The organism is Syntrophorhabdales bacterium, from assembly GCA_035541455.1.
In the GTDB taxonomy this organism is placed as follows: Bacteria; Desulfobacterota; Syntrophorhabdia; order Syntrophorhabdales; family WCHB1-27; genus JADGQN01.
In genome coordinates, this window is record DATKNH010000062.1 from 1 (window position 1) to 24,607 (window position 24,607).

Sequence of the window (24,607 nt, forward strand, 5' to 3'; positions counted from 1 at the left end):
GCCTGCTGTTGTCAGCGTCGGCACTCAAGCCTGGGTCGGCTTCCGGATACTCAAGAGCTGCACCGGTTGCGGAGGGAGTCTCGAGGCGTGGAAGGAGATCCGCTTAACGGATAAGGAGGGCTATACCATTTACAAGGGACGCCTCTACACGTACGATAACGACCTGACGCCGGGCCTTGATTACACGTATCGGGTAGTTCCTTTTACTGAAGGGGATGTTCCAGGCGCCGCCTCCAGCACGTACACGATAAAATGGCAGCATACGCCGAATCCGCCAAAGGAGGTCAAGGCCGCAGCAGGGGACGGAAGTGTGGATTTGTCGTGGAACAGGGAAAAAGGAGTTTCTTACAACGTGTATCGCTTCGATGATGGCATGTATCCCCTCGAACCGGTAAACCAGACGCTGGTCACAGGCTCTTCCTTCACTGACCACGGGCTGCAGAACGGCAAACGTTACACGTACGAAGTTAGAAGTGTGAGAGTAGAAGGGGCAACACGATGGGAGGGAGAAGGGGCAAAAGCAGAAGCAACCCCTCAGGATAGAACTCCTCCGGCATCGCCTCAAAATCTGGCGGGCGCAAAAAAAGATGGCACCGTGGAGCTGACGTGGGAGAAGAATACGGAGGCTGATCTTGCCGGGTATAATATCTACCGTATCAGCGCGGGCAAGTCCGAAAAACTGAACAAGGAACTGCTGACAGAGCCCCGTTTCCTTGATGAAATGCCGGGGTCGCAGCGTTACGTTTCCTATTACGTGACTGCGGTCGACCGTGTCGGGAATGAAAGCGGGCCGTCACGCGAGATAATCATTGTCTTGAAGGACTAGATTTCGATGCCTTCCCCGTGGTAGTTTACTCCCTACTGGAGAGAACAAATATATGAATTTCTTCAACTATAAGGAGGGCCGCCTCTACGCGGAAGATGTGCCTCTGCAGGACATCGTGAGGAAAGTGGGAACACCCGTGTACGTGTACAGCGAGAAGACCTTTGAGCGCCATTTCCGTGTGTTTGACCGAGCTTTTGGGTCAATTCCACACGTCACCTGCTACTCCTGCAAAGCAAACTCAAACGGCGCACTTCTGAGAATGATCGCAAAGATGGGGGGCGGCGCAGATGTGGTCTCAGGCGGAGAGCTCTTTCGCGCGTTACGCGCCGGCATCCCTGCAAAGAAAATAGTTTTCTCCGGTGTGGGCAAGACTGAAGCAGAGATCAGGCATGCCATCCGCTCGCGTATTCTCATGATCAACGTGGAATCGTCAGGCGAGTTCAAGGGCATCGCAACCATAGCCCGGCGGATGCGAACGAGAGTGCCAGTCTCAGTCAGGGTCAATCCCGAAATCGATCCGAAGACGCACCCTTATATCACAACAGGCCTCAAAAAGAACAAATTTGGGGTTTTGTGGGAAGAAGCGTATCGTCTCTACAGGGAGATAGCGAGGGATCCGTATCTCACAGCCGTGGGCATTTCCTCACACATAGGTTCACAGATAACCGAGATGGCGCCCTTCATCGATGCTGTGCGGTCACTGAAGGGCATGATCGCGAAACTGAAGAAAGAAGGCATTGCGCTGAAGTACATCGATATCGGAGGAGGACTGGGTATCCCTTATAAAGACGAACTGCCTCCCCACCCGGATGTATATGGTCCGGCCATTGCAAAGGAACTGCGTGGCAGCGGCCTGACGTTGGTACTGGAACCGGGCCGTGTTGTCGTGGGGAACAGCGCCATTTTTGTGACCCGTCTCCTGTACGTCAAAAGGACTGCCGAGAAGAGCTTCTATATAGTGGACGGCGCCATGAACGATTTGGTGAGACCCGCGTTGTACGACGCGTATCACGAGATTGTGCCTCTCGAACAGGTCGATGGAAAGAAAGAAAAAGTAGACGTGGTGGGTCCGATCTGCGAATCGGGTGACTTTCTCGCGAAGAACCGGAAGATGCCCATCCTCGCACCGGGGGCAACCCTTGCCGTGTTCGGCGCAGGTGCTTATGGCTTTTCCATGTCATCAAACTACAACTCCAGGAGGAAGGTCCCGGAGGTTCTTGTGAGAGGGAAAGAATTCTTTGTGGTGCGCAAGAGAGAAAACTTGAACGACCTCGTCCGGGGAGAGAATATTCCGGAATTTCTGAAAAGGTAGGTTATGGAGCTGTTTGATTTTTACAAGATGAGTGCCAGCGGCAATGACTTTATCATGATCGACAACAGGGAGAAGGTCGTGGATCGCTCCTTTCCTGACGTGCGGCAATTTGTGGTAAAGGTGTGCCGGCGTTGCCTTTCGGTAGGTGCCGACGGCCTGATACTGATAGAGAAGTCAGCTACAGTCGATTTCTCATGGCGGTTCTACAACGCGGACGGCTCCGAAGCCGACATGTGCGGCAATGGCGGCCGTTGTGCAGCACGTTTCGCATTTGTGAACGGGATAGCCGGGAAGAAGATGGCCTTTGAAACATTAGCAGGTGTCATGAAGGCCGAAATACTGGATGAGCACGTTAAGCTTCAACTGACGACACCCAGAGACCTCAAGCTGGATTACCCCGTTGCGTTGGAGCACAGGGAACTCTTTGTGAGCAGCGTCAACACAGGCGTCCCTCACGTGATCCTCCTGACCGACGACATCGAGCATGCGCCGGTAGAGGAACTGGGGAGAGTGCTTCGCTACCATAAAGAGTTTTCGCCCCAAGGTACCAATGTTGACTTCGTTACTGTCGTCGACCGGAAGAACGTCAAGCTGAGGACGTATGAAAGGGGCGTCGAGGGGGAGACCCTTGCATGCGGCACCGGCGCTGTCGCGGCTTCTGTGGTGCTGAAAGCAAAAGGACTAACCGGAGAGAACGTGAACCTGCTGACGCGCGGAGGAGAAATACTTCGTGTAACCGTCGGCGACGAAGTCTATCTCGAAGGAGATGCACGAATAATATACACGGGAAAGCTGATGCCCGAAGCGATTAACTGAAAAAAGCGGGTAGTCGATTTAAGTTTTTCCACGAGGAGAGACAATGGATCTTAAGGGTGTCTACACTGCTCTCATTACACCGTTTAAAGAAGGCGCTCTCGACGAGGCAGGTCTCAAAAGAATGATCGAATTTCAGCTGCGGGGAGGCGTCGATGGGATCGTGCCCTGCGGTACCACGGGTGAGGCCTCCACCCTCTCTTACGAGGAACACGAAAGGGTTATAGAACTCACCGTTACGTTCGTTAACGGCAAGGTGCCGGTTATTGCGGGAACAGGCTCTAACAGCACGCATGAAACGGTCGATCTGACGCAAAAGGCTAAGAAGTTGGGTAGCGACATGGCTCTCCTCGTGGCGCCCTACTACAACCGCCCTACCCAGGAAGGACTGTACAACCATTTCAAGAAGGTCGCGGAGGAGGTTGACATCCCCATAGTGCTCTACAATATACCGACGAGAACGGGTGTAAACATGTTGCCCGAACTCGTTGCGAGGCTCGCTGAGATTCCGAACATCGTGGCCATCAAGGAAGCGTCCGGCTCTCTCCAGCAGGTCTCAGATATTTATCGGCTCACGAAAGGACGCTTCACGATATTGTCAGGGGACGACAACGTCTTTCTGCCCATGATGGCTCTGGGAGCGCGCGGCGTGATATCGGTGCTTTCCAATATTCTCCCGGAAAAAATGAAGATGCTCTCGACAGTTTTTCTCGATGAGAAGAATTTGGACAAGGCACGAGAACTTCACATGGAACTGATGCCGCTCTTTCAGGCTATGTTCGTCGAGGTGAATCCAGTCCCCGTAAAAGAGAGTCTCTATTTCATGGGGCTTATTGAGAAGGAATTAAGACTTCCCCTTGTCCCCCTTTCTGAAAAGAGCCGCGAGCACCTGAAGAGTGTGCTCCGCGACTTCGGATTACTGAAAAGACAGTGAGCGGCAAGCAGTGAGCAGCTTAGAACAGGTCATTTGAGCAAGAGGTCGTAAGCGGTTGATGGAGACCGGACCAGTGAGGCAGTTATTTTTTCATCGACTCTATTTCAAATCTAGTTCATTTTGAATGTGCAGTACACTGCTTACCGCTAACTGCTCACTGCCTACTCTGTCACCGGGAGGTTAGATGATTAAGCTGGCCATCGCCGGCGTCTGCGGAAGAATGGGAAGTGCCATACTGAAAGTCGCGCTCTCAGACCCCGAGTTTGACGTCGTGGGAGGTTTTGAAAGACAAGATCATCCTATGCTTGGGAAAGGCCTGGATGCTGTACATCCCGGAGCGCCGGCTTCCTGCAGGATAGAACAGGACCCGACCGCGATAATCAGCCTGGCCGATGTGCTAATCGACTTCACAGAGCCTGCCTCGACACTCGGCCATTTCAGGATAGCAGCGAATCGTAATAAGCCCGTGATCATCGGCACAACAGGACTGCCTCAACCGACACTCGAGGAAATCTCGCGCACAACAAATGTGAAGGCAGTGATCTCCCCCAACATGAGCATCGGCATAAACTTGATGTTTGAGCTCGTACGCCGAGCTGCATCTGCCCTGACAGCCGACTACGATATAGAGATCCTCGAACTGCATCACAAGTGGAAGAAAGACGCCCCCAGCGGAACAGCCGCAAAACTCCGCCAGATCATCGAGGCGGCCCGGCCCGGTGCTTACCAGGTTTCCGGAAGAGAAGGGATGGTTGGTGAGCGCAAACCGGGAGAAATAGGCGTCCTCGCCATGCGGGGCGGCGACATCGTCGGAGAGCACACCGTCTTTTTCGCCGGTACCGGCGAGCGTATCGAGATTACGCACCGAGCAGCTTCCCGTGACAATTTTGCGAGGGGCGCGCTGCTTGCCGCAAAATGGCTCATGCATCAGCCAGCAGGGATTTACGACATGCGTGATGTCCTCAACCTCACAGATTAGGCGTCCAGCGTATATTCCCTTTCCCCCACGTCCACCCTAGCGCCAGAGGCCAGTCACGCAAATATCCGGACCACAGACGCACCACAGACCAGATGGTAGTCACGATCGAACAGCTTGATAAATTTTTCTCTTGCTCAGCCTCCAATTAGGGTGTAGAATGGGCAAACAGCCTCTGGCTTGCTAAAAATTTCTCTTTCCAACAGATTCGCGGAACAAGAGGTGAAAAGTGGAACAAGATAAATCCGAAAGAAAGTTGGGGAAAGTCGCCAAGTATCCCAAAATTCCCGAAGCAACTATCAGGAGGCTTTCCAATTACCTCAAAGCATTGGATGACCTTGAGACGAAAAGCGAAAAAGTCGCATCAAGCGCCTTAATAGCATCTATATGCAGCGTCAACGCCGCTCAGGTCCGAAAGGATTTTGCTTATTTCGGCGAGTTCGGCATCAGAGGTATGGGTTATAATGTTAAAGATTTACGCTATCAGATAAAGGAGATATTAGGCACCAATCGCGAGTGGAGGATCGGCATCGTCGGGATCGGAAGCCTGGGTTCGGCCTTGCTTATGTACAAAGGGTTTCTGAAACAAAACTTCAAGATTGTCGCGGCCTTTGACCTGGATCCGGTGACAGTCGTTGGCCACATTTCTGAGAAAATGGGCAAGCCCATCGAGGTCCTGCATATTGACAGTCTTAAGGAAGTAGTAAAGGCGAGAAATATCGAGGTGGGTATCATCGCAACGCCACCTACGTCGGCTCAGACGGTCGCGACGCAGCTCGCAGATGCCAACATCAGGGGGATCCTCAATTTCGCACCGACGCAGATAAAGGTCCCACCAAACGTTGTCCTGCGTAACGTGTTTTTTACATCAGCCCTGGACAATCTGGTCTATTACCTCTCGCGTTGAAGGAACAGGCAGATGTGGCGCATGCTGGGAAACATAGTAGAAATGTTCGTCTATGCGTCGGTCTACCTGATAATTGTCCTGATAGCGACAAAGATCATCGGGGCAAGCCTCTCGGGCGATTTTGAAAGGAAGATTTCAGAGGAAGGTCACCTCGGCCATTCGTTGATTTGTGCTGCAATCTGCATAGGCATGGCTATCCTTCTCGCATCCGTCATTCACTGAATGAAACCAATCTTTGTCACCGGCACTGATACAGGCGTTGGTAAGACCTTTGCAGCTTGCGCTCTCACGGCTTTTTGCGCAATGAGGAAAGCACTTGACGTGGGCGTGATGAAACCTCTTGAGGCAGGGCTGAGACTTAGCGGCCACGACCTGCTTCCATCGGATGCCATCATGCTCAAAGAGGCGTCGGGTAGCAGCGATGACCTTTCACTCATAAACCCGTACCTCTTTGAATCCCCCCTGGCTCCCGAGACCGCGAGCGAACTGGAGAATGTACGCGTCGATCTGGACCTGCTCGACCGGGCATATGAGCGGCTGAAATCGTCTCATGAGATTCTATTTATAGAGGGTGCAGGAGGCGTTCTGGTTCCTATTGTGAAGAATTTCTTCTACGTCGATCTTATGAAACGGTGGGATGTCCGTGCGCTGGTCGTCGGAAGGCTCGGGCTGGGCACAATCAACCATACGCTGCTCACCTGTGCCTGCCTCGCTCATGCGGGCGTATCCGTCAGCGGCGTCATATTGAACGACCTGGAAGGCAAGGAGGATCTTGCCGCAAAAACCAATCCGGAAATGCTCGCTCGCTACCTCGACGTTCCGCTTCTCGGCGTCTTCCCGTACATGGGAAACACGCCCGGGAACCTGCCGGACCGAAGAGTACTGGCAGACCTGGTAGAGAAGCACATCAATACGGATCCGCTATTCGCCTAGCCTCGCAATTGAGAAGTTGAGTAGTTTTTCTCGTCACTCAGCCCTTCCGTGACCCATGCCCCGTCACCCTATTTCTTAAAGTACATTGCCCCCACTTTATTCCACGCCGGTCTACTGCGCTGTATCAGGTCCAGTTCGCCACAGTACGCACATCTGAAGTAGCCGCTCCTGCCGAACCCGATCCCTGGCACGGCCAGAATGTGATTTTTTTGCAACTCCCTGATGAATGCCACGTCGTCGGGGATTGGCGATTTCGGGAATATGTAAAAGGCGCCCTGGGGCTTTTGCACTTCAAACCCTGATTCTACAAGTATGTCGTAAAGGGTATCCCTCTTCAGCTGGTAGCTCGCAATGTCAACGCTGTTCTTTTGATATCTTCCCACGAGTCTCTGCATCAATGCAGGGGCATTGATAAACCCGAGAATTCTGTTCGCGAATACCATGGCGCCGATGAGCGGCCGTTCATTCTCAATTTTGGGAGAGATGGCTATATACCCGATACGCTCTCCAGGCAGCGCAAGGTCTTTCGAGTGCGAGGTCACGGAAATAGTGTCGTCATACAAGTTGAAGACGTCCGGATAGGGAGTATTGTCGTAGAGAAGCTTCCGGTAAGCCTCGTCAGAAACCAGATATATTCTCTGTCCCTTGTTTCGTCTTTCGTCGAGAAGATAGCAGAGTTCTTTCAGCTCTCCTTCGTCATAGACCACTCCTGTTGGATTGTGGGGCGAGTTAAGGAGCACCGCCCTGGTTTTCTTGGTGATGGCCTTGCTGATATTCTCAATATCCAGGTGAAAGTCGGTCTTGGTCTCCGCGAATTTGATCACACCACCGTGATTACCAATGTAGAACATGAACTCTACAAAATACGGGTTAGGCACAACAACCTCGTCTCCCGGGTCGAGAATCGATTTAAAAACCACGTTGAGCGCACCGGCTGCACCCACAGTCATGATGATGTGGTCACGGGTAAAGGGAAGACCCGTGTTGTCAGTGCAGAAGCGAGCTATTTCCTCTCGTACCTCGTCATAGCCGCTGTTCGGCATATAACGGTGCATACCCGTTGAATCTGCACACACCATGCGGCACAGCTCTTCTTTCAGCGCTGCCGGCGGCTCGGTTATAGGATTTCCCAGGGCAAAATCGAATATGTTTTCCACCCCGTGTATTTTCTTCAGCTTCTCACCCTCCTCAAACATTGCCCGTATCCACGAGGAATTTTCCATCAGCTTTGTAATTGATTTAGAAATAGTCATACTCACCTCTTCTTTGCGTACCGTTTGCCCATTCTCAAGAATCCCGGTCTCGCTTTCTCTATTGTCTCGAGAGGAACACAGTACGCAATCCTTATGTAGCCGCTCCTGCCGAACCCGCGGCCGGGCACCACCAGAATTCTTTCTTCCTGCTGCATCATCATGACGAACTTCAGCTCGTCTTTGAGCGGCGATTTCGGGAACATGTAAAATGCGCCTGTCGGCTTGACGCACTCGAACCCGGCTTCGATCAATGTTTCATAGAGTAAATCCCGTTTCTTCTGATACTCGGCGATGCTGACCGAAGTATTCTGAAATTCTGCGACCAGACGCTGAAAGAGTGCCGGCGCGTTGACAAAGCCGAGTATCCTGTTGGCGATTACAAGCCCGGACAGCAGGAGTTCCGTCTCTTTAACCTGAGGCGATATCGCAACATAACCGATGCGCTCACCGGGAAGCGCGAGGTCCTTCGAATGTGACGTCACCGAGATAACCAGATCGTAGATCTTAAAGAGCTCAGGCAGTTTACCGTCAGAATAGACCAGTTTGCGGTACGCATCGTCTGAGAGGATAAAGACTTCCCTCCCCTTCTTCCTTGCCTTGTAAAAAAGGTCCGCCAGTTCCTTCAGGCTTTCCTCGCTGTAGACGGCACCTGTCGGGTTATTAGGGCTGTTGATCAGGATAGCTTTTGTCTTGCTGTTCATTGCTGTCTTTATCTTCCCCAGGTCCAGCTGAAAGTCAGGTTTCGTCTCCACAAATTTTGGAATGCCGCCGAAATTCTCCACGTAATTCTTGAACTCCCAGAAGAAGGGGCTAGGAACGATCACCTCATCTCCGGGGTTGAGCATACTCTTCAATACGATGTTCAACCCACCGGCGCAGCCAACAGTCATGAACACGTGACGGGACGTGAAGGGAAGGCCCGTCCTTCCTTTGAGATAGGCTGCGACGTTCTCCCTCACATCCTCGTAACCCGGATTCGGCATGTACCTGTGCATACCCGGAACTGGATGTGCCACAACGTCCAGAAGTTTTTTCTGCACGTCAGGTGGAGGTTCAACATCGGGATTCCCGAGCGAGAAGTCGTAGACATTCTCCGCCCCATAGGTTTTCTTCATCTGAATTGCCGCTTCGAACATTTTCCTCGTCCAGCCCTCCTGGGCCTTGATGAGGTTCATCATTTTTCGGCAGACAACCATAAAGAGAGCCCTCCTTCATGAAAAAAGCCATGGGGCATTCCGTTGCGCCTCATGGCCTTCCTGAAAACCAAAAGGCCATGAGTTCCTGCACCCATGGCCTTTCTGTCCCTTACGACAAGGGCAGAGAACCTGGGTGCATGCTCCTAAAGTAAAAATAATAGGATACAGTACAACAATACGCCCGGTTCATGTATGTTAGTTTAAACAATCCGGATGCGCCTTGTCAAGTTGTTTATGCACTTGCCACCAGTATACCTTAGCGAGATGTTGGCCGATTTGTGCCCGCCATCCTCCTACTGTCCTTCGGGCAAAGACTTGTGTCGCTTAGGATTCAAGATGAATACCGAGGCGAACCGAGGCCTGGGCTGCGGAGGCGTACTCTGGTACGTCGAGCAAGAACAGGCTGAAGGGCAACGAAGGTAGGCACTTGAAGACGAAGCGACACTAGATTTTACCGAGGGTGCGGCGGGCTTTCCTGACTCTCTTCGGAAGCTTACGGCCTGAGCCTTTTCTCTCCGACGTGCCCGCTGTTTCATCCCCGTCCTCGCCTGAGAGGGCCGCCTCAAGTCTTCCCGGAACCATGAAGACGACGCCGTGCTTCTTTGCCTCGTCGATAAGCGCCCTGTCGGAGCTGACGACTATGAGCCCTGCCGGACGCGAGCTCATCGCCTGCCGTATAACGTCGTCAGCTGTTTCATCCCTGCCGGAATAAATTACCTCCACGCCCTTATAGTTCGTGCGCGACCGCATGTGATGCACGCCCGCGTAGGCATCGAATACAACGGTGATCCTGATGCTCTTCTCTTTGCGGTATTCCACGAGCTGGTCCAGGAAGTGATCCCGTGCAATCTCTGTTCCCGCAGTACCGAACATTCCTGCGAGTGATGTCCTACCGATGTAATTGTACCCGTCTATGAGAAGATGAGGAGGCATATCAAATAACGTTCCGAGTTACGAGTTGCGAGTTAAAACGTCAATAGGCGGTCTTCAGTCTCTTGGAACCCGTAACCCGTAACTCGTAACGCGGAACAAGTCTTACAGGTATGTCAGCCACTTATGGTACTCAGAATGCACGCCACGGGCTGTCTCGAAAAATTTCTTCTGGATCTGCGCGGTCACCGGGCCGGGCTTTCCCGAGCCTATTGCACGACCGTCTACTTCCCGCACCGGGGTCACTTCTGCAGCCGTTCCGGTAAAGAAGCATTCGTCAGCAAGATAGAGTTCATCCCTCGTGAACCGCTCCTCTGTTATCGTAAAGCCCATATAACGTGCGAGGGATATCGCCGCTCCCCTGGTGATACCCGGCAGAATCGAAGTAAGGGGGGTTGTCTTAATCCTGCCTTTCTTGACTATGAATATATTTTCTCCGCTCGCCTCGGACACGTATCCCTCCGTGTCGAGCATGATCGCCTCATCAAACCCGAGCGCTGTCACTTCCCGCTTGGCCAGAATTGAATTAACATAATTGCCGGCAATCTTGGCCTTCGTCATGCCGGCGTTCACGTGATGACGCGTGAAAGAAGAAACCTTGGCGCGGATGCCCTTCTTGAGCCCTTCATCACCCAGATAGGCTCCCCATACCCAGGCAATGATCGACACCCTCACCTTCACATCCTTGACGTAGAGGCCAAGCTGATCATCACCCACGAATACCACCGGTCGTATATAGCATTCTTCGAAACCGTTCACCTTGACGATTTCTTTGCATACTTCTGTGAGTTCCTGCTTCTCAAAGGGTATCTTGAGATCGGCAATATGACAGGAATCGTACAGCCTGTCCATGTGAGCGTCGAGCATAAAAATAGCGCTTCTACCATCGTGGCACTTATAGCAACGGATGCCTTCGAAGACGCCCCATCCGTAGTGGATCGTATGGGTACAGACATGGACCATGGCCTCGTCCCAATTGACAAATTTTCCATCCAGCCAAATCTTGTCAGCCTTCATTGTTCTGAACGACTCCCTTCTGGTAATACTCCTTTAAAATCCTGTCAAGAATCCCGTTTACAAAGTCTTTGGAATCCTCGCTGCCGAATTTTTTGCCCAGCTCAATAGCCTCGTCTATGGCCACCTTAGGAGGAACGTCGGGCGCATGGAGCATTTCGTAGGTGCCTATCCTGAGGATATTCTTGTCCACATACGTAAGACGGCTGAGCTTCCAATGCTCAGACGCCTTTTCAATGTATTCGTCCAGGCTTTTTCGTTCTCTGGTGATACCGACTAACAGGAACCGCGAGTAATCTACAATCTCTTTCTGGTACGGAAAAATCTCGCAAAATCTTCGCAGGGCGGTTTCTGCGTCATCGCCGCTTAACTCCAGCTGGTAGAGCATCTTCAATGCTAATTCTCGTGCTTTTCTTCTGCGCAAAAAATCTATTCCTTTGGACTCCAGTGTCCGCTACGCTGAGGACTCTCTTCTCAACGGTCTGCTTGCGCTCGTCTCTGTATCTTAGCCTCAACCTCAATCTTAACCCTAACCTGTTACCGCTAGATCTTTTCCTGCAATAGGTTTCCGCACCCCCTTCACCAAATTTCCGCTACAGGGCGGAACTCTATCTAGCACGCAACGCGTGCGAGAGGGGGAGGCTCCTACGGCTTCGCTGCAGGAGGGGGCGACGCGAGCCCCTTTAACAGATTCACCATCTCGATTACCGACATCGCAGCGTCAAAGCCTTTGTTGCCGGCCTTGGTTCCGGCCCTTTCAATCGCCTGCTCTATAGTCTCGGTCGTCAGTATGCCGAATGAAATCGGTTTTTCGCTCTCAAGCGAAACCATGGCAACACCTTTAGCCACCTCTGACGCAATGTAATGGAAGTGCGGCGTACCGCCCTTGATCACCGCGCCAAGACAGATTATGGCGTCGATATCCTTCCTCTTAGCCACTTTCTTGGCCACCAGCGGTATCTCAAATGAGCCGGGAACCCTGTAGATATCAATCATCTTTTCATCGGCGCCATGCCGCGTGAGGGCGTCGAGAGCACCTTCCAGCAGTCTTTCTGAGACAAAGCTGTTAAACCTGCTCATCACTATTGCGAACCGAAATCCTTTGGCCTCCAGCTTCCCCTCGTGTATCATACGCCACCTCAAATGTTATTGAATATATGTCCGAGCTTCTCCTGCTTCGTCCTCAGGTAATGAATGTTGTCCTCTGTGGGTTCAACCTCCAAAGGCACACGTTCAACAACCGAAAGGCCATATCCTTCCAGCCCCTTGATCTTTCTCGGGTTGTTTGTGATCAGTCGCATTTTGCGTATGCCTAAATCATTGAGTATCTGGGCACCCACGCCGTAATCTCTGAGATCCGCCTGGAATCCCAGTTCTTCGTTCGCCTCCACTGTATCTCTTCCCTCGTCCTGCAGGCTGTAGGCTCGTATCTTGTTCAAAAGGCCTATGCCCCGTCCCTCCTGCCGCATGTAAAGCAAAACGCCCTTCCCCTCCCTCTGGATCATTGCCATGGCGGTGTGCAACTGCTCGCCGCAATCGCACCTCATGGAGTGGAAGACATCTCCCGTCAGACACTCGGAGTGGACCCTCACCAGCACCACATCACCAGGGTTGATCTCACCTTGAACGAGAGCCACGTGCTCCTTACCGTCCACCTCGTTTTCATAGCCAACCAACCTGAATTCACCGGCATCGTGCGTGGGCAGGCGCGCATCCACCACCCTCCTGACAAACTTTTCTGCCCTCATCTTATACTTGATGAGGTCGGCAATCGTGATGATCTTCAACCCGTGTTTTTCAGCAAAAACTTCAAGATCGGGAAGCCTGGCCATACGCCCGTCTTCATTCATCACCTCGCAGATAACACCCGCAGGCTTCAACCCTGCGAGCCGTGCCAGATCAACGGATGCTTCCGTGTGGCCGACCCTCACCAGTACGCCACCCTTTTTTGCGATCAACGGAAAAATGTGCCCCGGACGCGCAAGGTCCTCGGCTTCTGTTTTTTCGTCTATGGCGGTATGAATCGTGGTGCTTCGGTCGTAGGCTGAAATGCCGGTGCTCACGCCGTGGCGCGCTTCTATAGAGACAGTAAATGCAGTCCTGTAGGGTGAAGTATTATCCCTCACCATCAGCGGAAGCTTGAGATGTCTCGCCCGCTCTTCTGTCAGAGAAAGGCAGATCAACCCGCACGCGTAGCGCGCCATGAAGTTGATCGTCTCCGGCGTTGCCTTTTCAGCTGCGACCATCACATCGCCTTCATTTTCCCGGTCCTCATCGTCGACGATGACAACCATCTTTCCGTTCCTGATGTCCTCAAGAGCCTCTTCGATACTTGCTATAGCCATACTCATTACCCCTTACGTCTAATCGTTGTGCTGCTCACTTGCCTTTTATGTACCCATGCGTGTAAAGAAAATCGAGGTCTATCCCGCTTTCTTTTCCAGCCGCCAGAAATTTCTCAACGTAACGGCCGAGAATATCGGTCTCTATATTTATAGTATCGCCTGGAACTTTGAGCCCTATGGTGGTATGTGCGGCCGTGTACGGAATAATATTAACGGTAAATATAGTATTACGTTGGTCATTTACTGTCAAGCTTATCCCATCCAGTGATATTGAGCCCTTGCGCACCACATACCTTGCAAGTTCTTTGGGCACGCTGATCGTATAGGCGATTGAATCGCCCGCGCTCCTGATCGTGTCGATCCTGCCGATACCATCTACGTGGCCCATCACCATGTGTCCCCCGAACCTGGAATCGGCACGCATCGCACGCTCCAGGTTCACCTTCTCATTAACCGATTTAGATTTGAGCGTGGTCACATCCAATGTTTCCAGGGAAGCGTCCGCGCGGAACGTCTCCTGCGTCAGACTCGTCACTGTCAGACAGACGCCGTCGACCGCAACGCTGTCCCCCTCGTGTATTTCCAAAAGCGGGAGGCTGGTGCGGACCGAAATAACCCACCGGCCACTCAACTTTTCAAGGCCGGTAATAGTACCGATATCCTCAATTATCCCTGTGAACATAGCCTTCCACGCAGATGTCTTCTTTCAGCTTCCTCACGGAAGTAATATCGATCCGGCAAGCGTCTTTCATGAAATCGATTCCCTTGCCTCCAATAAGACTCGGGGCATTCTTGCCGCCGATCAGCTTCGGCGCATAGAAAATCACTATCTTGTCAGTAAGCTTTTCATTGATGAAGGAGCTGTGCAATTCCGCGCCCCCTTCAACCAGCACGCTCGTAATCTGTCGCTGCCAGAGTTCTTTGCACACGGCGGAAAGTGCTATCCTTCCATTGTCTCCCGCAGCGACCTGCACCACCTCGACGCCCATTGACTTGAGACGGCTCTCCTTATCCTGCCTTGAATCCGGGAGCGTAAACACAAGTGTCTTGAACTTGTCTGCGGTTTTGACGAGCTCGCATGAAGGAGGTATACGCAGCTTTGAATCGAGCACGATGCGGACAGGGTACCGCTTTGGCTTGCTCACCTTTGGGACCAGCAGCGGGTTGTCCAGGATCACCGTATTTATACCCACCATAACCCCATCCATGACCGAGCGTAGCTGGTTTGCGTACTCTCTTGATTCCTCGTTGGATATCCACTTTGACTCGCCGATCCTCGTCGCTATCTTGCCATCAAGGCTCACCGCGCCTTTAGCTATAAAGAGAGGTCGTTTCTTCTCCACAAAGGTGATAAAGGCTTCGTTCAGTATCCTTGCCTCGTGTTCAAGCAAGCCCACTTTCACGTCGATACCCGCTTTGCGAAGCAACTCTATACTCTTGCCGTTGACGAGAGGATTGGGGTCTTGCATTGCCACGACGACTTTCTTTAAGCCTGCTTTGATGACTGCGTTCACGCAGGGCGGCGTTTTCCCCGTGTGGCAGCATGGTTCCAGGTTGAGGACCAGCATGCCTCCCCGCGCGCGCTGGCCAGCCTTTTCCAATGCGATAATCTCAGCATGAGCCTCACCAGCTCTGTGATGGTACCCTTCACCAACGATCTTGCCTCCTTTTACTACTACAGCGCCCACCATGGGGTTGGGCGAGGTTGTCCCCAGGCCTCGCTTGGCAAGGTTCAAGGCTTTACGCATGTACTCTGCTTCGGTCATTTCTCTCCCTTCTTGAGAAGGAGGTCCTTCAGCTCCTCCATGAATTCTGTAATGTCCTTGAACTGCCGGTACACGGAGGCAAAACGGACGAACGCAACCTCGTCCAGCATTTTCAGCTCGTCCATGACCATCTGTCCGATCTCAGTGCTCTTGATCTCTTTTTCGCCCCGTTCACTGAGATTGTATTCAATCCGGGAGAGTATCCTGTCCAGGTTTGCGACCGCTACAGGCCTTTTTTCGCAAGCTTTTTTCAAGCCGCCCAGTATCTTCATGCGATCAAAAACCTCGCGCCTGCCATCCTTCTTGATCACCAGCGGAAGCCCTTCTTCGATAGTCTCTACGGTTGAAAACCGCTTACCGCACTTGAGACACTCACGCCGCCTCCGTATCGTATCCATTTCCTTACTGGTGCGGGAGTCAAGTACCTTGCTTTCGACGTAATCGCAATGAGGGCATTTCATTCAAGCACCCGTTAACAGTTAGCAGTTTGCAGTTGGCAGTAAACACCAGCAGGAACCTGAACCGGAATACGCGAGAACGGACGTAAAACACACAAACGCGTCTTAGCCGGAAACCGTTAACCGGCAACTGTTAACTGTTCTATTAGTATACCCGATTCTTGGATCAAGCGCGAAGCAAGATCGTCAGGATACCCTTCAAGATAGAATATCCTCTGAAGGCCCGCGTTGATGATCATCTTGACGCATATCGAACACGGAAGATGGGTCGAGTAGATGTCCGCTCCCTTGATGGGCACGCCATGATACGCGGCCTGGATGATCGCATTCTGCTCCGCGTGGAGCCCCCTGCAGAGCTCGTGCCGCTCTCCCGAGACAACATTCTGCTGCTCCCGCACACAACCAACATCCTCACAATGGGCCAGGCCCATCGGCGGACCGTTGTACCCGGTCGAGAGGATCCTTTTTTCCTTCACGACCACAGCACCCACATTGCGCCGCAGGCACGTAGACCTTTTGGAGACGATCGTTGCTATCTCCATAAAGTACGAGTTCCAGTCAGGCCGCTCTTTCTTTTTCATAGAGAGAACATGGACGCATAGACGGGAAAGTCTTTGCATAAATCCTTGGCACGTTCCAGGATTGCCTGATGTACTTTCTCATCACCGGGCTGCCGCAGCACCTCATCGATCATACCACCGATGATTTCCATCTCTTTTTCTTTCATGCCCCTGCTGGTAACGGCAGGCGTGCCTATCCTGATGCCGCTCGGTGTGTTAGGCCCTCCCGAATCGAACGGGATGAGGTTCTTATTCAATATAATGCCGCTTCGCTCCAGAGCCTTTTCCGCCTCCGTGCCCGTTATTCCTTTGACAGACAGGTCCACCAGAAAAAGATGGTTGTCTGTGCCTCCTGACACGATCCGGTATCCTTTCTTCGCAAGGCTGCCTGCCAGGTGGCGCGCATTTTTTATAATCTGTTCCTGATATTCCTTGAAATCCGGCTCCGTGGCGCTCTTCAGGGCAACCGCTTTGGCTGCAACCACATGCATGAGCGGCCCACCCTGGGTACCGGGAAAAACCGCCTGATCGACTGCCTTCGCAAACTCCTTCTTGCAAAGGAGCAGGCCTCCCCTCGGTCCGCGCAGCGTCTTGTGCGTGGTGGTGCTTACGATGTGTGCGTGAGGCACGGGACTCGGGTGCAGACCCGCGGCGACAGCACCTGCTATATGCGCTATGTCTACAAAGAGATAGGCCCCCACCTCGTCGGCGATTTTTCTAAACCGCTCAAAATCGAGGATCCGCGAGTAGGCGCTGGCGCCGGCAACGATCATGCGAGGTCTTTCTTTCAGGGCGATCTCCCTTACCTCGTCATAATCGATCTGCTCACTCTCTCTTGCAACAGTATAGAAGACCGGCTTATAAAACCTGCCTGAGTAATTGGCCGGAGCACCGTGCGTCAGATGACCGCCGTGAGCCAGGCTCATCCCCAGAACCTTATCCCCGACCTTGAGTACCGCGTACATCGCGGCCATATTCGCGCTGGATCCCGAGTGCGGTTGAACGTTTGCATGATCTGCGCCGAAGAGTTTGCAGGCGCGTTGGATCGCCAGCCGTTCAATGCCATCAAGGAACTGGCATCCGCCATAGTATCTTTTTCCGGGATACCCTTCCGCATACTTGTTCGTCAGGATACTCCCCTGAACTTCCAGTACTGCTTTATCCACGTAGTTCTCGGAAGCAATCAGAATGATGCTGTATTCTTCCCGTTCCAGTTCTTTCCGAACAAGCCCGTAGATTTCTCTGTCAAATTTTCTCAGCTCTTCCATTTCAGTTTGCTTGATTTCCTTAGTATCCGGTCTTCGCGACCTATGATTCTTGCCCCGTGACCCTGCTATGTACAGATCATTTTTCGAAGCGCCGGAAAAGCAGGGTCGCATTTGTCCCACCGAAGCCGAAAGAATTGGACAAGGTGACCTCAATCGCCTGTTTGCGAGCTGTGTTGGGCACATAATCAAGATCGCACTTCGGGTCAGGCTCTTCGTAGTTGATAGTGGGTGGGCAAATCTGATCCCTGATGCTCAGGACCGAGAACACTGCTTCTATTGCGCCGGCTGCACCCAGAAGATGACCGGTCATCGATTTGGTCGAGCTTACGGGAATCTTCTTCGCCCGATCGCCGAACACTTCTTTGATCGCGATCGTTTCGGTGTAGTCGTTTAACTCCGTTGATGTGCCATGCGCGTTGATATAATCCACCTGGTCTGCCGAGATCTGCGCATTGTTCAATGCCATCCTCATGCACCGCACAAAACCTTCTCCGTCCGGAGCCGGTGCTGTAATGTGGTAGGCATCAGCATTATAGCCATAGCCTATCAACTCGGCATATATCTTTGCTCCGCGCGCGAGCGCGTGCTCCAGCGCCTCCAGGATTACAATGCCAGCGCCTTCTCCGACAATGAACCCGTCCCTGTTTTTCTCAAAAGGCCGGGAAGCCTTCTCCGGCTCGTCATTCCTCGTGGAAAGCGCCTTCATGGCATTGAAGCCTCCCACGGTAAGGGGTGTAAGGTTAGCCTCGGTTCCGCCCGCAACAACAACGTCAGCGTCGCCGTACTGAATAATCCGGGAGGCATCGCCGATGCAGTGCGAGCCTGTTGCGCAGGCTGTTACAATGCAGATATTGGGTCCCTTCATTCCATACTGCATCGCTATCTGGCCCGGCGCCATGTTCGCAATGAGCATGGGAATAAAGAAGGGACTGATCCTGTCCGGTCCCCTCTCCAGGAGTATCTGGTGATATTTCTCTAACGTTGGCAGGCCGCCGAGGCCAGTGCCAGCAACCACACCGACCCTGTCGCTCTGTTCTTTTGTCATGTCCAGCCTGGCATCTTCGAGAGCAGTGCGCGCGGCAGCAAGAACATAATGGATAAACAGGTCCATCTTCTTGACTTCTTTGCGGGGTACATACTCTTCAGGATTGAAATTCTTCACTTCGCCCGCAATCTTTGTCTCGTGGCGCGTTGCATCGAACCTCGTTATGGGCGCAATACCCGATTTACCCTGAAGGATCTGATCCCATACGTTATCCAGACCTGTCCCGAGAGGCGTTACCAAGCCCATCCCGGTTACAACTACCCGCCGTTTCACTAGGGCACCCCTCACTCTTTTTTCATATGCTCTTCGATATATTTTATTGCATCACCAACTGTCTCGATCTTCTCCGCATCCTCATCAGGTATCTCGATGCCATACTCATCTTCAAGGGCCATTACAAGTTCGACGATATCAAGGGAATCTGCTCCCAGATCATCGATAAATTTCGCCTCCGGTACCACTTCCGACTCATTTACTCCCAGCTGTTCCACGATCATCTTCTTGACCTTTTCAGTAACTGCCATTAGGCCACCTCCTGATTTTGTTGAGGGAACAATCCCTCCTCACGTATATAAACCGCCACTAACATTTATAGTCTCGCCTGTGACGTAGGCACTATACTCTGAAAGAAGAAAATAGACAACACGGGCCACATCCATCGGCTCGCCCGCTCTTCCGAGCGGTATGGCTTTGACTGTTTTCTCCTTCCATGCCTCGTCGAGCGTATCTGTCATCTTCGTCACGATAAAGCCCGGGGCCACGGCATTCACCCTGATATTGCGCTCTCCGTATTCCCGTGCGACCGCTTTGGTAAAACCGACAATGCCTGCTTTGCTGGCAGCATAATTAGACTGGCCCGCATTACCCATCAAACCGGCGATGGAAGATATATTGACGATGCTGCCGCCTTTCTTCAACATGTGACGTATCACCGCCTTGGTGCAGGTGAATACACCTTTCAGGTTTACCCTGATCACTTGGTCCCATTCCTCTTCAGACATCCGGAGCAGCAGTTTATCACGCGTAATCCCCGCATTGTTGACGAGGTTATCGACGCCGCCCATCTCTTTCACGACAGATGCAACAGCCTGCTCGACCTGACTGAGATTCGCGACATCCACCTTGTAATAGGAGGAGCGCACCCCTTTTTCGCGCAACGCGGCAACCGTGGCCTCCCCGTCGAGCACATCGAAGATCACGAGGTCGCTTCCTTGATCGGCGAGAAACTCCGCAATGGTTCTGCCTATGCCCTGCGCCCCACCGGTGAGGATTGTTACTTTACCTTTCACAGCCGCCCCCTTACTGCATCGATCTCTTCCATCTCTTCCACATGAAGGCACAGGATATCCGGAGTTATCCGTTTCACGAGGTTCGTAAGCACCTTCTGCGGGCCGACTTCCACGAAAAGCTCGACCCCTTCCCTCGCCATGGTCCTTATACAACTCTCCCAAAGCACCGGGGAAAACATCTGCCTGTATAAGAGGTCAAGGATTGCTGACGATTTCTGATTGGGAAGGGCATCTACGTTCGAAACCACCGGTGTCTTCATGTCCGCAAAGCTGACTCCCGCTAGTTCACTCTTCAGCTTTTCCGCGGCCGGCTGCATCAACACGCTGTGGAAAGGACCCGATACATTGAGGAAGACAGCTTTCTTGTAAGCACCCTTCAATTTCTCCACCGCTTCCTTCAACGCTTCACTGTTTCCTGAAAGCACGACCTGCTCGGGCGAATTCAGGTTAGCAGCGCCAGCAACATAATCATCATGAGAAATTTGGCTGCAGACCTCATCAACCTTTTCCATGACCGGGGCGATGAGCGCAACCATGCTGCCCGTGCCCGCCGGACAGGCTTCTTCCATCAGGAGCCCTCTCGTCCGGGTCAACCTGACACCATCTTCGATGCTCAGGGCCCCGCTCACAACCAGCGCGGTGTACTCACCCAGGCTGTGGCCCGCGAGAAGAGCGGGTACTGCTTTTGTTTCCTGCTCAAATATAGTCCAGGACGCATAGCTCGCAAGAAGGATAGCAGGCTGCGTATTATACGTCTTCCGCAGTTCCTCTTCCGGACCATTAAACATCACGTCAGACAAGGAAAACCCGACAGCTTTGTCTGCTGCAGCGAATAACGCCCGGACACTCTCGAAACGCTCGTAGAGCTTCTTGCCCATGCCTACATACTGAGACCCCTGCCCGGGAAAAAGAGCGCCAACCTTCTTCATCTCTTTGTTTACTTCTTCCTTCTGGAGGCTGCTTCCTTGATCAGCTCAAGAGCGATAACGTTTCTCTGGATCTGGTTGGTGCCCTCATAAATCTGAAGGATCTTGGCGTCGCGCATCATCTTTTCAATGGGGTAGTCTCTCATGTAGCCGTAACCACCGAAGACTTGAATAGCATCCACCGTCACCTTCATGGCAACATCACTCGGGAAGACTTTGCTCATGGCTGACACTTTTGAGAACTCTTTCGGCTTGGAATCAATGTATTTCGCTACCGCATAGACAAGTGCGCGCGCCGCCTCAACCTGTGTCGCCATGTCTGCAAGCATGTGTTGCACAGCCTGGAACGATATTATTTTCCGGTCAAACTGCTCGCGTTCTTTCGCGTATGCTACGGCTGCATCCAGTGCTCCCTGTGCTACGCCGACCGCCTGCGCGCCGATACCCGGACGCGTGCGGTCAAACGTCCTCATAGCAAGGATGAAGCCCATGCCTTCTCTACCTATAACACGATCTTTGGAAACTTTGCAATCCTGGAAGACCAGCTCTCTGGTCGCGGAAGCCCTGATACCGAGCTTCTTCTCCTTTTTCCCGAACGTGAAACCTTCCATGCCTTTCTCAAGGATGAAAGCTGTCGCTCCTCTGCCGCCTTTCGTCCGGTCAGTGATGGCAATCACCGAATAGATGTCGGCCTCGCCTCCGTTCGTGATCCACTGTTTGGTTCCGTTGAGGATGTACTCGTCGCCAGCTTTACGCGCTTCGGTCCTGATGCCTGCAGCATCGCTACCTGCGCCGGCTTCAGTCAGACCGAAAGCGGCTATTTTTTTACCGCTAGCCACATCAGTCAGATACTTCTTCTTCTGCTCCTCAGAGCCCCCGAGCAGAATAGGATAGGAACCGAGCAGGCTTGCTGCATAGCTCACGGATACGCCGAGGCACGCCTTGCTCAGCTCTTCAACCGCGATACAGTTCTCCAGCGAGCCACCTCCCAGACCTCCGTACTCTTCAGGGATGCTCACTCCGAATAATCCTGCATCCGCGCAGAGGTTCATAATCTCCCGCGGAAATGTTTCAGTCTCATCCAGCTCTGCCCTTATGGGCATCACTTTTTCTTCAGCGATCCTTCGCGCCAGGGCCTGTATCTGCTTTTGCTCTTCAGTGAAAAAATAGTCCATGATAGCTCCCTCGTCCCCCTTTGTTTATGTTGATGCTGTTTATATTTTCTTTGTTTTTTCGGCGCGCCCGCGCTCACTTCATGCGCCGCCGCGGGCCTGCCCACGCGAATCTGTTGTTGGGGCTCGCGTCGCCCCCTCCAGCGGCAAAGCCGCATGGAGCCTCCCCCTCTCGCGAGCCGTGCTCGCTAGATAGATTCGTGGGCATCACGTCTTTTCCCACCTCATGCATTACCGCGGGCCTGCCCACGCGAATCTATGTATTCCCGCATGGCGTCAGACAGATGCGTTGAGATTTTCTTCGCGGCAAAGTCTCTGGCCATGGCTATTGCGTTCTTTATAGCCTTCTCGTTTGACTTGCCGTGACAGATGATGGAGGCACCATTTACTCCCACAAGAGGCGCGCCGCCATACTCTGAATAGTCGACGGTCCGCGCAAGCTCCTTGAAGACATCTGACAGCAGGAAGTATCCCAGCTTTCTCCGATAGCTCTTGACAATTCTCTCTTTGAGAAAGCTTGTGATAGCCTCGGCGATACCTTCGCTTATCTTCAGCGCAACATTGCCCACAAAACCGTCACTCACCACGACGTCCGTAGACCCGTTATACATGTCGGTGCCTTCGACATAGCCTACATAGTTGATGTTGACACCCCGGAGAAGCGCATGCGCTTCTCTTGTCAGGTCATTTCCCTTCGTTTCTTCCTCGCCGTTTGACAAAAGACCGACACGCGGCTTCTCTCTGCCCATGCCGTATTTTGCATAGACATGTCCCATGATGGCGAACTGTACAAGATGACTAGGCTTACAATCCACGTTGCCGCCTGCGTCCAGCAGCACTGAGAGCGTTCCCTTCACGTTCGGGTGAAAGGACATTATGGCAGGTCTTTCCACTCCGGGTATCCTGCCGAGAGTGAAGATTGCAAAGGCCATGGCCGCACCGGAATTTCCCGCACTGACGACAGCCTCAACATCACCGGAACGCTGCAGGGCGTAAGCCTTGTTGATCGACGAATCGCGTTTCTTTCTCAGGGCGGAGGAAGGCGACTCATGCATCTCCACGAAGCTGGGAGTATGCACTACTTCGATTCTTGAAGCAGGATCCAGAAGCGGCCTGACACTCTTCTCATCCCCCACAAGAACCGGCTGGGCTATCTGTTCCCTCCAGGCCGCTTCAGCCCCTTTAACTATAGCATAAGGAGCGTTATCGCCCCCCATGGCGTCGACCGCAATTCTTATCATGCCGACTTACAGTTCTTCAATTTCGAGGTACTTTCTGCCTTTGTACATGCCGCACTTCGGGCACACCTGGTGAGGCAGAGTAGGTTCTTTGCAGTTCGGGCAGAGGATAACCCCGGGGCTCGAAAGCTTGTAGTGGGTTCTTCTTTTGTCCCTCCGTGATCTGGAGGTCTTTCTCTTGGGAACGGCCATATTGTTCTCCTTATCCTTTTTTCAGGAATTTCTGCAGTTTTTCTCCGAGGACCATGCTCTTGGATGTATCGCACCTGCACGTTTCCGTGTTCTGGTTCTTTCCACACACGGGGCAGATGCCTTTGCAGAATTCATTGCAGAGTGCCTTGATCGGAATCGCCAGCATCACTTCTTCATATATGTAAGGATCGAGGTCCAGTTCGTCTCCTTCATAATAGTAAAGGCTCGTCTCTTCGCCGGTAAGCTCCATCTCAGGCAGCTTCGGTTCGTCACTCTTTGGCGCCAGCTCGATATCAACACGACCATTTACCGGGAAAAGAAAAGACTCAAGGCAGCGGTCGCAGGAGAGCCGGAGGGTGCACTTCACAGGCCCCTCAACACGCACGTCACTGCCCATCTTGCTGACAACCAGCTCGAACTCGATAGGCGATTCGAACTCGAGGTCGGCATCTTCGGGCCTTTTGTATTTCGAGCCATCCATTGTACCTCGTGCAACGATGGACTCCTCGATATCGTGCAGCTTTACAATCATCTATCCTGCCTGGCGTTATTTTTAAGGATAGTAATATAAAGAGTTTAAGCCGAAAATGCAAGCAAATAAACCCCTTGTGTGATCTTGCACAACGAGGTTCATCTTCTTGTAATCAGCGAACTTCCGTGCATGTTGTGCCTTTGTCTCATGTCCGGGTCCTCTGATCCAGATTCTCAAGAATCTCATTGAACCTCTCCTGGTCCACCGGCAGGGAGATTACCTTTTTTCTCCCCTTCTCTCCGGACACAATACACACTTCGCTTTTCTTCAGCAAAAAAGCGTCCGCAAGAAATTCAACAAGCTCCCGGTTCGCTTTCCCCTCTTGCGGCCGCGAGAGAAGCTTTATCACAAGACCTCGTTCGTCACGCTTTATCTCTCTCTTCCTGGCGCCCGGGATGACACGTACATCCAGATTCACAGTCGCTACAATCCCGCAATGCCGCTAATGAGGACAGGGATAAGATACGACTGAACAAGCTGAACAATGACAATCAGGATAAGTGGCGAAAGATCGACCATACCGACACGCGTCGGTATAATTTTCGAGATGCGATACGTGACCGGATCCACGAGGTTACCTATAATGCGAACGTAGAGGTTATACGGGTCCGGTCTTATCCACGAAAGGACAGCCCTTATAATAACTATCCATACGTAGATAGTGAGCAACCACGACACGAGCGACAGCAACTTTATGAACAACAGTACTGGCATTGACATTA

Annotated in this window: 30 protein-coding genes; 8 read left to right on the forward strand and 22 right to left on the reverse strand. The window is 52.5% G+C overall.

Annotation, left to right across the window (positions count from 1 at the left end; genetic code table 11):
* From VMT71_06395 to bioD, 8 genes are all read left to right on the forward strand, one after another.
* Positions 1-826: fibronectin type III domain-containing protein (locus VMT71_06395; GenBank protein ID HVN23581.1), on the forward strand; the 826-nt coding region annotated here is incomplete at its 5' end.
* 52 nt (positions 827-878) lie between these two features.
* Positions 879-2,138 (forward strand): diaminopimelate decarboxylase, encoded by a 1,260-nt coding sequence (gene lysA, locus VMT71_06400; GenBank protein HVN23582.1) that lies wholly within the window; start codon positions 879-881, stop codon positions 2,136-2,138.
* A gap of 3 nt (positions 2,139-2,141) precedes the next feature.
* The gene (dapF, locus tag VMT71_06405; protein HVN23583.1) at positions 2,142-2,954 is read left to right on the forward strand and encodes a diaminopimelate epimerase; all 813 of its coding nucleotides are present in this window, start codon (positions 2,142-2,144) and stop codon (positions 2,952-2,954) included.
* A gap of 43 nt (positions 2,955-2,997) precedes the next feature.
* Entirely contained in the window at positions 2,998-3,885 is an 888-nt protein-coding gene (gene dapA / locus VMT71_06410) for a 4-hydroxy-tetrahydrodipicolinate synthase (GenBank protein HVN23584.1), read from the forward strand.
* Between the two features lie 184 nt (positions 3,886-4,069).
* On the forward strand, positions 4,070-4,864 hold the full coding sequence (gene dapB / locus VMT71_06415) for a 4-hydroxy-tetrahydrodipicolinate reductase (GenBank protein ID HVN23585.1): 795 nt from the start codon (positions 4,070-4,072) through the stop codon (positions 4,862-4,864).
* 226 nt (positions 4,865-5,090) lie between these two features.
* A complete protein-coding gene (locus VMT71_06420; GenBank protein ID HVN23586.1) occupies positions 5,091-5,768 on the forward strand; it encodes a redox-sensing transcriptional repressor Rex in 678 nt (225 codons plus the stop codon).
* A 21-nt stretch (positions 5,769-5,789) separates the two neighbouring features.
* Positions 5,790-5,990: a hypothetical protein gene (locus tag VMT71_06425; GenBank protein ID HVN23587.1), complete on the forward strand. Its 201-nt coding sequence runs from the start codon at positions 5,790-5,792 to the stop codon at positions 5,988-5,990.
* A complete protein-coding gene (gene bioD / locus VMT71_06430) occupies positions 5,991-6,701 on the forward strand; it encodes a dethiobiotin synthase (GenBank protein HVN23588.1) in 711 nt (236 codons plus the stop codon).
* Between the two features lie 68 nt (positions 6,702-6,769).
* Here bioD and VMT71_06435 read toward each other — a convergent pair whose 3' ends face one another.
* The 22 genes from VMT71_06435 to VMT71_06540 form a co-directional block, all read right to left on the reverse strand.
* Positions 6,770-7,954 (reverse strand): pyridoxal phosphate-dependent aminotransferase, encoded by a 1,185-nt coding sequence (locus VMT71_06435; GenBank protein HVN23589.1) that lies wholly within the window; start codon positions 7,952-7,954, stop codon positions 6,770-6,772.
* Between the two features lie 2 nt (positions 7,955-7,956).
* Entirely contained in the window at positions 7,957-9,150 is a 1,194-nt protein-coding gene (locus VMT71_06440) for a pyridoxal phosphate-dependent aminotransferase (GenBank protein ID HVN23590.1), read from the reverse strand.
* A 444-nt stretch (positions 9,151-9,594) separates the two neighbouring features.
* Positions 9,595-10,083, reverse strand: coding sequence for an NYN domain-containing protein (locus VMT71_06445; protein HVN23591.1), 489 nt, complete (start codon positions 10,081-10,083; stop codon positions 9,595-9,597).
* A 102-nt stretch (positions 10,084-10,185) separates the two neighbouring features.
* Entirely contained in the window at positions 10,186-11,097 is a 912-nt protein-coding gene (locus VMT71_06450; protein HVN23592.1) for a branched-chain amino acid transaminase, read from the reverse strand.
* Complete coding sequence (gene nusB / locus VMT71_06455; GenBank protein ID HVN23593.1) at positions 11,087-11,518, reverse strand: transcription antitermination factor NusB; 432 nt, start codon at positions 11,516-11,518, stop codon at positions 11,087-11,089. Before nusB ends, VMT71_06450 begins: the two co-directional genes overlap by 11 nt.
* A gap of 221 nt (positions 11,519-11,739) precedes the next feature.
* A complete protein-coding gene (ribE, locus tag VMT71_06460) occupies positions 11,740-12,225 on the reverse strand; it encodes a 6,7-dimethyl-8-ribityllumazine synthase (GenBank protein HVN23594.1) in 486 nt (161 codons plus the stop codon).
* A gap of 8 nt (positions 12,226-12,233) precedes the next feature.
* A complete protein-coding gene (locus tag VMT71_06465; GenBank protein HVN23595.1) occupies positions 12,234-13,439 on the reverse strand; it encodes a bifunctional 3,4-dihydroxy-2-butanone-4-phosphate synthase/GTP cyclohydrolase II in 1,206 nt (401 codons plus the stop codon).
* 34 nt (positions 13,440-13,473) lie between these two features.
* On the reverse strand, positions 13,474-14,121 hold the full coding sequence (locus VMT71_06470) for a riboflavin synthase (GenBank protein HVN23596.1): 648 nt from the start codon (positions 14,119-14,121) through the stop codon (positions 13,474-13,476).
* Positions 14,102-15,205, reverse strand: coding sequence for a bifunctional diaminohydroxyphosphoribosylaminopyrimidine deaminase/5-amino-6-(5-phosphoribosylamino)uracil reductase RibD (gene ribD / locus VMT71_06475; protein HVN23597.1), 1,104 nt, complete (start codon positions 15,203-15,205; stop codon positions 14,102-14,104). The genes VMT71_06470 and ribD overlap by 20 nt, the downstream gene beginning before the upstream one ends.
* Positions 15,202-15,666 (reverse strand): transcriptional regulator NrdR, encoded by a 465-nt coding sequence (gene nrdR, locus VMT71_06480; protein HVN23598.1) that lies wholly within the window; start codon positions 15,664-15,666, stop codon positions 15,202-15,204. Before nrdR ends, ribD begins: the two co-directional genes overlap by 4 nt.
* A gap of 116 nt (positions 15,667-15,782) precedes the next feature.
* Positions 15,783-16,244, reverse strand: coding sequence for a cytidine/deoxycytidylate deaminase family protein (locus tag VMT71_06485; GenBank protein ID HVN23599.1), 462 nt, complete (start codon positions 16,242-16,244; stop codon positions 15,783-15,785).
* Positions 16,241-17,491: a serine hydroxymethyltransferase gene (gene glyA / locus VMT71_06490; GenBank protein HVN23600.1), complete on the reverse strand. Its 1,251-nt coding sequence runs from the start codon at positions 17,489-17,491 to the stop codon at positions 16,241-16,243. Before glyA ends, VMT71_06485 begins: the two co-directional genes overlap by 4 nt.
* 76 nt (positions 17,492-17,567) lie before the next feature.
* Positions 17,568-18,809, reverse strand: a complete 1,242-nt coding sequence (gene fabF / locus VMT71_06495) for a beta-ketoacyl-ACP synthase II (protein ID HVN23601.1) — start codon at positions 18,807-18,809, stop codon at positions 17,568-17,570.
* Positions 18,810-18,820: 11 nt separating this feature from the next.
* Positions 18,821-19,060 (reverse strand): acyl carrier protein, encoded by a 240-nt coding sequence (locus VMT71_06500; protein HVN23602.1) that lies wholly within the window; start codon positions 19,058-19,060, stop codon positions 18,821-18,823.
* Between the two features lie 39 nt (positions 19,061-19,099).
* Positions 19,100-19,825 (reverse strand): 3-oxoacyl-[acyl-carrier-protein] reductase, encoded by a 726-nt coding sequence (gene fabG / locus VMT71_06505; protein ID HVN23603.1) that lies wholly within the window; start codon positions 19,823-19,825, stop codon positions 19,100-19,102.
* On the reverse strand, positions 19,822-20,754 hold the full coding sequence (gene fabD / locus VMT71_06510) for an ACP S-malonyltransferase (GenBank protein HVN23604.1): 933 nt from the start codon (positions 20,752-20,754) through the stop codon (positions 19,822-19,824). Before fabD ends, fabG begins: the two co-directional genes overlap by 4 nt.
* Positions 20,755-20,762: 8 nt before the next feature.
* Positions 20,763-21,926 (reverse strand): acyl-CoA dehydrogenase family protein, encoded by a 1,164-nt coding sequence (locus VMT71_06515; GenBank protein ID HVN23605.1) that lies wholly within the window; start codon positions 21,924-21,926, stop codon positions 20,763-20,765.
* Between the two features lie 221 nt (positions 21,927-22,147).
* The gene (plsX, locus tag VMT71_06520) at positions 22,148-23,164 is read right to left on the reverse strand and encodes a phosphate acyltransferase PlsX (protein HVN23606.1); all 1,017 of its coding nucleotides are present in this window, start codon (positions 23,162-23,164) and stop codon (positions 22,148-22,150) included.
* Positions 23,165-23,170: 6 nt separating this feature from the next.
* Positions 23,171-23,353 (reverse strand): 50S ribosomal protein L32, encoded by a 183-nt coding sequence (rpmF, locus tag VMT71_06525; protein ID HVN23607.1) that lies wholly within the window; start codon positions 23,351-23,353, stop codon positions 23,171-23,173.
* Positions 23,354-23,363: 10 nt separating this feature from the next.
* Entirely contained in the window at positions 23,364-23,885 is a 522-nt protein-coding gene (locus VMT71_06530; GenBank protein ID HVN23608.1) for a DUF177 domain-containing protein, read from the reverse strand.
* 145 nt (positions 23,886-24,030) lie between these two features.
* A complete protein-coding gene (locus VMT71_06535) occupies positions 24,031-24,303 on the reverse strand; it encodes a DUF167 domain-containing protein (protein ID HVN23609.1) in 273 nt (90 codons plus the stop codon).
* A gap of 5 nt (positions 24,304-24,308) precedes the next feature.
* Positions 24,309-24,605 carry a YggT family protein gene (locus VMT71_06540; GenBank protein HVN23610.1) on the reverse strand — a complete coding sequence of 99 codons (297 nt, stop codon included), beginning with the start codon at positions 24,603-24,605 and terminating at the stop codon, positions 24,309-24,311.
* Positions 24,606-24,607: the final 2 nt, after the last annotated feature.